This is a genomic window from Acetivibrio sp. (assembly GCF_035371925.1).
Lineage (GTDB): Bacteria > Bacillota > Clostridia > Acetivibrionales > Acetivibrionaceae > Hungateiclostridium.
In genome coordinates, this window is record NZ_DAORXT010000004.1 from 63207 (window position 1) to 73394 (window position 10188).

Consider the following 10188-nt stretch of genomic DNA (forward strand, 5'->3'; position numbering starts at 1 on the left):
TCCGTTCCTTTGCTTTTGACTCTTTTTTTCACAGCTTTTATATATCCAGTGTTTTTATTATTTCTTTCAAGGTGTCTCCGGACTTTCTGAGAAGCTGAATTTCTTCTTCACTGAAAGGCACTTTCAGTATTTCTTCAATACCGTTCATGCCTACAATTGTCGGTACACTGAGACATACATCATTAAGACCGTATTGACCTTCTAAGAGACTTGAAACTGTAAGAATTGAGTTTTCGTTTCTGACTATCGCTTCGACAATTCTTCTTACGGCAAGGGCTACAGCGTAGTAGGTTGCACCTTTATTGCCGATGATTTCGTAAGCTGCGTTTTTAACACTTTCATATATTTTACGGCGTGAAATTTGTTCCTCACACTGATGACAATCATCGCAGTAACGCTCCATAGGAATTCCTGCGATATTTGCAAGACTCCATGCGGCAACTTCGGTGTCACCGTGTTCACCGACGATATAAGCATGGACATTTCGCGCATCCACTTTTACGTGCTCGCTTAAAAGATAGCGGAACCGGGCGGTGTCAAGGACTGTTCCTGAGCCTATGACCTTGTTTTTGGGAAAGCCGGATAATTTGTAAGTTACATAAGTTAAAATATCTACCGGATTTGTTACCACCAGAAGAATGCAGTCATTATTATATTTTACAATTTCGCTGACAATGCTTTTAAATACTTGGGTATTTCTTTTTACGAGATCGATTCTTGTTTCGCCTTCTTTTTGGTTGGCTCCGGCAGTAATAATTACTATATCGGACCCGGCACAGTCTTTATAATCACCGCGGTAAATGTCCACAGGTCTTACAAAAGGCATGCCGTGGTTTAAATCCATAACTTCACCGTCGGCTTTCTTTGTATTTAAATCTATCAGTACAATTTCAGATATCAGACCGCTGAGCATCAATGTATAAGCGGTTGTGGAACCCACAAACCCTGCACCGATAACAGTAACTTTTTTAATTACTTTTTTGTTGTTCATATTTTTCCTCCTTGGTGAATATATGTTTGATAATAGTAATATTATAACCTATTTGGTTTCTTCAAGTCATTAACTTTTGTAAGTTTTAAATGTTAAAATATTGAATCGTGCAAAGATTTTATAAGTATGCTGCATTCTAAAAAATATTTGACGCAAACTTGTTTGTTTACTTTTATTTTACTACACTAATTGATATAATAGGTTACAAAAAGTTTAAATTTAAGGAGTTTTTCTATATGAATGCAGAAATATTGGCGGTTGGAACCGAGCTTTTAATGGGGCAGATAGCAAATACCAATGCCCAATATATATCCAAAAAGCTCAACGATATCGGTGTGAATGTGTATTATCACAGTGTGGTGGGAGACAATCCTGCAAGGCTTAAAGACAGTCTTCTTGCGGCATTAAAAAGGTGCGATCTTGTTGTTATGACCGGAGGACTCGGTCCTACTCAGGATGACCTTACAAAGGAGACTGTTTCCGAAGTTTTGGGCAAAAAGCTTGTTTTGCACGAGGAGAGCCTCCAAAGGATTAAAGCTTTTTTTGACAGGATAAACCGGAAGATGACTGACAATAATGTCAAGCAGGCATATCTTCCGGAAGGCTGCATAGTTGTTGAAAACAATAACGGTACAGCCCCGGGCTGTATTATTGAAAACAACGGAAAGATAGTGGTTATGCTTCCTGGCCCTCCTTCGGAAATGATTCCTATGCTTGACGATACTGTTGTTCCCTATCTGAAAGAAAAATCGGGATACAGGATAGTGTCTAAATATCTAAGGGTGTTTGGAATAGGGGAATCGCAGCTTGAAGAGATGATTATGGATTTAATTGACAAACAGGATCGCGTCACCATAGCAACTTATGCAAAAGACGGACAGGTGACTATAAGGCTTACCGTAAAATCTATGACAGAGGAAGAGGGTATTGGTGAGATACTTCCTTTACAAAATGAGATAGCTTCAAGGCTGAAGGATGCGTTGTACAGCACAGAAGATGAGGAACTGGAGTATGTGGCATCAAAAATGCTTCTTTCAAGCAACATTACGATAGCAACCGCCGAGTCATGTACAGGAGGACTGATTTCCGCAAGGCTTACCGATATGCCGGGAATATCAAAGGTTTTTAAAAGAGGCATTGTGTCTTACAGCAATGAATCTAAAATGGAAAACCTCGGCGTTCGGCGTGAAACTTTGGAAAGGTACGGTGCTGTGAGCAGCGAAACTGCAACCGAGATGGCCGAAGGCGTAAGAAAAATTGCTTCAACTGATATAGGTTTGGCGGTTACCGGCATTGCAGGCCCTGACGGCGGTACGGATGAAAAGCCTGTGGGCTTGGTTTATATTGCCATAGCACACGATTCCGGGACTTATACAAGGGAGCTTAGGCTTGCCGGAAACAGAAACAGAATAAGAAACATGACAGTGCTTAATGCTTTTGATATGATAAGAAAGTACGTAATGAAGCTAAAAAGATAAATCCTTTAACTATAATAGAAAATAACAAGAGAAAAGTCCGGGAGGATATACGAATTGGGAAAGAATAAAAAGCTTACCAGTGCTGCTCTTATTGTTATGTCATCCATTGTAGTAAGCAGAATGACAGGTTTTTTAAGAGAGATGCTTGTACCGAACCTGATAGGGGTTAATGAAGCAGGGGATGCTTATACTATTGCCTTTAGAATCACTGGTCTAATGTATGATATGTTGGTTGGAGGTGCAGTATCGGCAGCTCTTATTCCTATTTTGTCCGGCTATATTGCCCGGGATGATGAAGAGACGGGATGGAAAGTGGTGGGCACCTTTATAAATACAGTTATTGTTGCCATGGTTGTAATGTGCTTTTTGGGGATATTTTTTGCTCCTTGGCTGGTTTCCCTCATTGCTATAGGGTTTGAAAGCGAGGCTCAAAGACAGCTCACTGTTGACCTTATGAGAATACTTTTTCCTTCCGTCGCCTTTCTTATGATGGCGGGACTTTGCAACGGCGTTTTGAACTCCTACAACAGGTTTGCCGCAGCAGCATACGGTCCATCGCTTTATAATATTGGAAGTGCCGTGAGCATAATCGTGTTTTCCAATAGCAAATGGTCAGTCAGAGGTGTTGCCTTTGGGGTAATGATAAGCTCGCTTATTTATTTTTTGTTTCAGTTGTCCTTTGCCGCTAAAAATCTAAAGCATTACAAGTTTAAGTTCTATTTGAAGCACCAGGGGTCAAAGAGGCTCTTTAAGCTTGCAATACCTTCTTTGATGTCTTCGGCCATTGTACAGATAAATGCAGTTATTAGCGGTACTTTTGCAACATTGTTTGGCGTTGGCGGGGCAACAGCACTGAATATCGGAGACAGAACCTGGCAGCTTCCTTACGGTGTGTTTGCCCAGGGTATGGGTATTGCCATGCTGCCTTCCTTGTCCGCAAATATCGCGAAAGGAGAGGTGGATGAGTACAAGAACACTCTTATAAAGGGTATAAAAACTGTGCTGTTTTTTACCGTACCGTCCGGTATAGGCTTTATTGTATTGAGAGAGCCGATAATAAGGACCATATTTAAATTTACAAACAGGTTTGACGAGGGAGCTGTAAGTGTTGCGGGAAATGTCCTGATGTTTTTTTCCATTGCTCTTTTGAGCCAGTCCGTTGTCACTGTTATGAACAGGGCTTTTTATGCAGTTAACGATACTTTTACGCCCCTTTTGATAGGAGGAAGCACTATAATAATTAATATACTTTTAAGTTTTGTGTTTTATAAAACGACAAATCTTGGCGTTGCGGGAATGGCCCTAGCTTACTCCCTTGCCAGCGCGTTAAATGCTTTTCTTCTTTTGACCATTCTAAGCAAAAAAATGAAAGGCATTTATTTGGACAGGCTTTTGAGATTTCTTTTGAAGGTGGTGCCTTCGGCACTGATAATGGGAATAGTTGTTTTCATAACAAATACCTGCTTTGTACCTAGTACAAAAACCAAGGTTATGCAGCTTTTATATCTTATCTTTCAGATAGCCTTAGGGGCATTGGTATATTCTATTGCTGTGCTCGCGCTTAGGGTTGAGGAGGCATCATATTTTAAAGATATGGTTTTATCAAAGTTTAAAAAACTAGTAAAAAAATAGAATTTTTTGTGTAAAGAAATTCAAAAGTTATTGACTATATAATTGTGTTAATGTATAATTATTAAGAACACATGTTCGATATATAGGAGGATGATTGGATGATTGAGAAGAAAAAAGCTCTTGAGATGGTTTTGGGACAGATAGAAAAGCAATTTGGTAAAGGGGCGGTTATGAAGCTAGGCGAGAACACCCATATGAATATAGAGACCATTCCTACCGGAGCATTGGGTCTTGATATAGCACTGGGAGTCGGGGGAGTGCCAAGGGGAAGAATTGTTGAAATATTTGGCCCTGAATCATCCGGTAAGACAACAGTTGCTTTGCACATTATTGCCGAGGCTCAAAAAGCAGGCGGTGAAGCGGCATTTATAGATGCCGAGCATGCATTGGACCCTGTGTACGCAAAGAATCTGGGAGTCAACATAGAAAATCTTATTGTTTCGCAGCCGGATACCGGAGAGCAGGCTTTGGAAATTGCGGAGGCCCTTGTAAGAAGCGGAGCAATTGACGTTATTGTAATCGACTCGGTTGCAGCTTTGGTGCCGAAAGCAGAAATAGACGGTGAAATGGGCGATGCCCATGTGGGGCTTCAAGCAAGACTTATGTCCCAGGCATTAAGAAAGCTTTCCGGTGTTATTAACAAGTCAAAGACCACAGCAATATTTATAAACCAATTGAGGGAAAAAGTAGGGGTTATGTTCGGCAATCCTGAAACCACGCCGGGAGGACGAGCTTTAAAATTCTATTCTTCGGTAAGGCTTGATGTCAGAAGGACAGAGTCCATCAAGCAGGGAAATGAGATAATAGGAAACAGGACAAAGGTTAAGGTTGTTAAAAACAAAGTTGCTCCTCCTTTTAAAGAAGCAGAGTTTGATATTATTTATGGTCAGGGTATTTCGAAGGAAGGAAATGTCTTGGATGTTGCCGTAAATCTTGACATTGTAAATAAAAGCGGTGCATGGTTCTCCTACAACGGTCAAAAGATTGGTCAGGGAAGGGAGAATGCAAAGCAATTCTTGAAAGAGAACCCTGAAATATTAAAGGAATTGGAAGCAAAAATCAGAGAAAACTACAACCAGGCGTTTCTGATGAGTATTAATGCTCATGTGGAAACCGATGATGACGAAGTGGATTTGGAAGATGAAGAATAGTTTGCTTATTGCTATTTAGAGCGGTATGGCAGTATAATGCAGCATTATGTTAAGTAGTATAACTTTCTGTGTGAATGTCCTTAAGGTGCATATCATATGATATGCACCTGGATTTTATGCACGGTTTTATTGTATAATTAAAATAAAGGAAGTATTTTTGTCATTTTCAGGATAGAGTGTTGGTGGTAGATATGGTAATTACTTCAGTAGAAAAGGATACGAAGAACCGGGGTATGCTTTCTGTCTTTGTAGACGAGGAATATGCTTTTTCAATACCGGAAGAAGATTATTTTAGATTGTGCCTTTATGACAAAAAAGAGTTGTCAAGTGACGAAATCGAAGAAATCAAAAAAAATGTTACTCAAAAAAGTGCAAAATACAAGGCTGTAAAATATCTGTCTTATAAATATATGACAGAAGCTGAGCTTTCCGAAAAGCTTCGCAAAGACGGATATGGCGAGGATATTATTTTTAGTGTTGCAACCGAGTTGAAATCCATGGGATATATAAATGATTTGATATATGCGCAAAAGTATGTCTATGACAGGTTAAAGCTAAAACCCAAATCTAAAAAGATGCTGAAGATGGAGCTTAAGCAAAAAGGAGTGTCCGATGAAATCGCAGAGCAGGTTTTAAGGGAGCTGGATTTTGACGAGGACGTGGCGATAGAGCGGTTAATAAGGAAGAAATTTGGCAAATACGACATGAAAGAATCCAAAATTCAAAGAAAAATATATTCTTTTTTGCTGCACAGAGGGTTTGATTTTGAAGATGTAAAAAGAGTTTTGCACAGGATGGTTGATTCTGATTAAATCAAATTTTCTTGGCGTATTGTTCCTTACCTTGAGTAGTTCTGACCTTGGATAATTATTTTTCAAAAAATACTATTACAAATCTTAAAAATCACTTTATTTTCTTTAAAAAACATGATATAATATTGAACCGGAGATGCTACTATAAATTGCATAAAAGCTTAATAGGCGAGCTTTGTTCGATGCTTTTTACGGTTAAAACGACCTTCATGCACATATTAACATAAGCAAAAAATGTTACATGGCATACGATGCAAGGTCTGTTATATAATTATTACTTTATAAAAGGGTGGGGAAAATGAAAAAGAACTGTGCGTTATTGTGTGTTATGTTACTTGTAATGGGCATTTTTGGTGTTGGCAAAGTACCTGCTTATGCCAATGGCACCTTTGGAGGCTACCCTTGGGTGGATCCTAAAGACTTTAAGGGGACGACAGGGGTAAAAATAACAGATGAGGGCCTTGAAGTAAGTTTTCAGAATATAAATTATTCGGATTATGCAGCAGGAGCAGCAACTACCGTGGCTGGAGAGAAAGCTGTGCCGTTAAACGAGGACTGGGCAGATTATAAAGCTATAAACTTTACGGTGAAAAATCCAAATACTGCAGAAGTTCAAATCGGGGTGGGGATATGTACCGGACCGAACTGGTATTGGCATGAATCTCCTACAGTTTCTATACCAGCAGGTAGGACAAAAGAAGTGACTGTGAGTCTAAAAGATGCCGTATGGAAAACGGAAGCCACCAATTGGATGAATATTTCCACAATTTCAAATATTAATGATGTTAAAAAAATCGTTGTCAAAATTATGGGCAATCAAGTAACGGGTAAGATTGTCCTTACACACTGGAACGTCGGAGAGCCTGCCTCAGGCAATACATACAATCCCAATCCGTCACCTATTTCGGCACCGGGACAGTTTAAGGTACAGGACGGACACCTTTTTGACGCAAACGGATATCCTTTTGTTATGAGGGGCGTAAACCATGCCCACACTTGGTTTAAAACCGAGCTTGAGACTACTATTCCGGCATTAGCAAAGGCAGGCTGCAATACCGTAAGAATAGTTCTTTCAAACGGTACGAAATGGCAAAAGGATGATATATCTTCGGTTAGACGAATATTGGAACTTTGCGAACAATATAAAATGATTGCGGTATTGGAAGTACATGACGCCCTTGGAGTGGACCAGGAACAGCCGCTGCTTGATGCCGCAAGATATTTTGTTGAAATAAAAGATGCTTTAAAAGGCAAGGAAGACCGAGTTATTATCAACATTGCCAATGAATGGTACGGAAGCTGGAACGGTCAAGGATGGGCCGAAGGCTATAAAAAGGCTATCGCTATAATCAGGGATGCCGGGCTTACTCATACGATAATGGTAGACTGTGCGGGATGGGGACAGTATCCTCAATCAATCCATGATTACGGAAAGGATGTGTTTGAATCCGACCCGCTGAAAAACACCATGTTCTCAATACATTTTTATGAATATTCCGGCGGAAATGCCGCCATGGTAAAGAGTAATATTGACGGGGTTATTAATCAAGGCTTGGCTCTTTGCATCGGTGAGTTCGGATGGAAGCATACCGATGGGGATGTTGATGAAGCTACTATTATGAGTTATTGTCAGGAAAAGAATATAGGTTGGCTTGCATGGTCATGGAAAGGTAACGGAGGAGGCGTCGAATATCTGGACCTTTCAAATGACTGGGCGGGAACAAGCCTGACAGAGTGGGGAAATACTGTTGTAAACGGTCCAAACGGATTGAAAGAGACTTCAAAACTTTGTACAATATTTACAGGTCAAAATCCTCAAGAGCCAACTTTGCCTCAAGATAAAAAGGGAGACCTTAATGGTGACGGAAAGGTCAATTCAATAGATCTAACATATATGATAAGATATCTTCTTAGAATTATTAAAGTTTTACCGGCCGAAGACAATTCTGTTGCAGACCTTAACAACGACGGAAAGATCAATTCAACAGACTTCTCATTGTTAAAGAGATATATTCTTCGTGAGATAAGCGGATTTTGATTGAGAAATAATTGATAACAGCAATAACCTGTGAATAGAAGGGCGATGATGGTTGTATATTCAATCATCATCGTTTTTTTGCATAATTAAGCATCTGTAATAATTGAAGCAAATAAGAGCATGAGATAGTAGGAAAATAAGAAATAATAATTTATAATGGTTAATGGAGAGACAAATGAAAGGAGAACAAGGAATTGATTATAAAGACAATAAGCAGATTATTGATTGAAAGAGGCAATTATATTCCTTTTGAAGACAGAGGAGAAATTTATGTTGCTGACAACAGGGCTGTGCTTCATAGATACGGCCCTGAAGGTTATGTTGCTGTAGAGCTTGTAAACGGTGATTGGCTTTCACCCGAGCAAATAAAAGCAGATCTTGAAGTGATAAGAGAAAGACAGGAGCAATTGAAAAAAGAGAAGATTGGCAGCTATTATTTTAAGGTTTTATTCTTTTCATCGGATTTGCCTAAGGAAAAACAGGAGATTTTGGCTTTAGAGGAGTATAATAAAGGAATCAACGGAAATTACTTGTGCTGTATGAGTGTAAATATTGAAAAGAAAGAAGTTGTCAAGTACTATAAATATCCTCTCGTATCCTATGGCATCGAAAGCCAAATCAAATATTTTTTCAGCGAAGGCTTTGACGAAGATTATGGCAATGTTGATTTCAACGAATTAAAGAATAAAAGAGATAAAACGTATACAATTGAATTGGGAAATGAAAAGCCATGGATAACCTACATCCTCATAGCGGTTAATATTGTTGTCTGGTTGCTTTTGGAAGTTTATGCTAAAAGCAAAGGAGTTGACGCGTCAAGCCTGTTAATAGATTTTGGAGCAAAAGAAAATACTCGTATAATGATGGGAGAATACTGGCGGTTTTTAACCCCGGTTTTTTTGCATAACGGTATTACACATCTTCTGGTAAATTCCTATTCCCTTTATATTTTGGGTAACACAGTTGAAAGACTTTTGGGAAAAGGCAAGTTTTTGTTTGTGTATATTATGTCCGGACTTATGGGCAGTATAGTGAGCTTCATTTTCTCAATATCACCGTCTGTTGGGGCGTCGGGGGCAATATTTGGTTTGATGGGGACGCTGATATATTATGGAATTGAGCATCCGGAATTATTAAAAAAGGGTTTTGGCAGGAGCATATTGACAACTCTTGCAATTAATATTGTTTATGGCATCTCAGTTCCTAGAATTGATAACTTCGGACATTTTGGAGGATTGATAGGCGGATTTTTGGCCTCCGGTGCTGTCGGTCTACGCAATGTGAGGAGGTCTTTGAAGAAAAGGGCGGCATATACGGCGGCTTTGGCTGTGGTTTTGTCAGTATCACTTTGTTACGGATTTACCAATAGTCAGAACCGGTCGCTGGGGAAATTGGAATTAATGAGTCGCTTTTTTGAAGAAGGAAACTGGGGTGAGACTGAAAAGATGGGTGAGGAGATAATTGAAGCAGGAGCAAAGAATAAAGCTATATTAGCCAATGTTCTGTGGAATTTATCCACCGCAGAAGCCATCCAGGGAAAATATGATGAAGCTATAGAGCATGCTCAGATGCTTATTGAGGTCAATCCCGGAAACGGACATCTCCTTCTTGGACAGATATATTTGGAAACGGGCAATATTGAGCTGGGGGTAAAGGAATTGGAAGAGGCATCGGAAGCCGATCGTGATTTAAGCAATATAGTTGATAGGATTTTGAATGAAATTAATCATAATAAATGAAATTGCGTAATATTTTTTAATAAATTTAAATTGCAAGTTACAAGATAATATTAATATATTTTATGTCTTTTGACGATTAATGTGATATAATTAATTTGATTATTTATGTAAAAGAGTATTTAATTAATAGAATATATAAATAAAATATATAAATTAATTTATTTTTTATCTGGTGCTTTTAACGCGGCAAATTATAAAATTTGTAAATGTTAAAAACACCGGAAGGGAGGGAAAAATGGAAAGTTTATTTAATGACGAGCTTTTCGCCGGCGGTTTTACAAATGCAATCTGCAACGGTAAGTTGTAAAATTAATTGCCCAAACATGATAAAAAAGAAGTGACTCAAA

At 38.9% G+C, this 10188-nt stretch carries 7 protein-coding genes; 6 read left to right on the forward strand and 1 reads right to left on the reverse strand.

Annotation, left to right across the window (positions count from 1 at the left end; genetic code table 11):
• Positions 1-37: 37 nt before the first annotated feature.
• Complete coding sequence (locus PLH43_RS01355) at positions 38-991, reverse strand: L-lactate dehydrogenase (RefSeq protein ID WP_324359299.1); 954 nt, start codon at positions 989-991, stop codon at positions 38-40.
• A 236-nt stretch (positions 992-1227) separates the two neighbouring features.
• Here PLH43_RS01355 and PLH43_RS01360 point away from each other — a divergent pair, with 236 nt between their 5' ends.
• From PLH43_RS01360 to PLH43_RS01385, 6 genes are all read left to right on the forward strand, one after another.
• On the forward strand, positions 1228-2469 hold the full coding sequence (locus tag PLH43_RS01360) for a competence/damage-inducible protein A (protein ID WP_324359301.1): 1242 nt from the start codon (positions 1228-1230) through the stop codon (positions 2467-2469).
• Between the two features lie 54 nt (positions 2470-2523).
• Positions 2524-4101 (forward strand): murein biosynthesis integral membrane protein MurJ, encoded by a 1578-nt coding sequence (gene murJ, locus PLH43_RS01365; protein WP_324359303.1) that lies wholly within the window; start codon positions 2524-2526, stop codon positions 4099-4101.
• Positions 4102-4199: 98 nt separating this feature from the next.
• Positions 4200-5252, forward strand: a complete 1053-nt coding sequence (gene recA, locus PLH43_RS01370) for a recombinase RecA (RefSeq protein WP_324359305.1) — start codon at positions 4200-4202, stop codon at positions 5250-5252.
• 191 nt (positions 5253-5443) lie between these two features.
• Positions 5444-6064 (forward strand): regulatory protein RecX, encoded by a 621-nt coding sequence (locus PLH43_RS01375; protein ID WP_324359307.1) that lies wholly within the window; start codon positions 5444-5446, stop codon positions 6062-6064.
• 298 nt (positions 6065-6362) lie between these two features.
• Complete coding sequence (locus tag PLH43_RS01380) at positions 6363-8102, forward strand: cellulase family glycosylhydrolase (RefSeq protein WP_324359309.1); 1740 nt, start codon at positions 6363-6365, stop codon at positions 8100-8102.
• 194 nt (positions 8103-8296) lie between these two features.
• Positions 8297-9841, forward strand: coding sequence for a rhomboid family intramembrane serine protease (locus tag PLH43_RS01385; protein WP_324359311.1), 1545 nt, complete (start codon positions 8297-8299; stop codon positions 9839-9841).
• Positions 9842-10188: the final 347 nt, after the last annotated feature.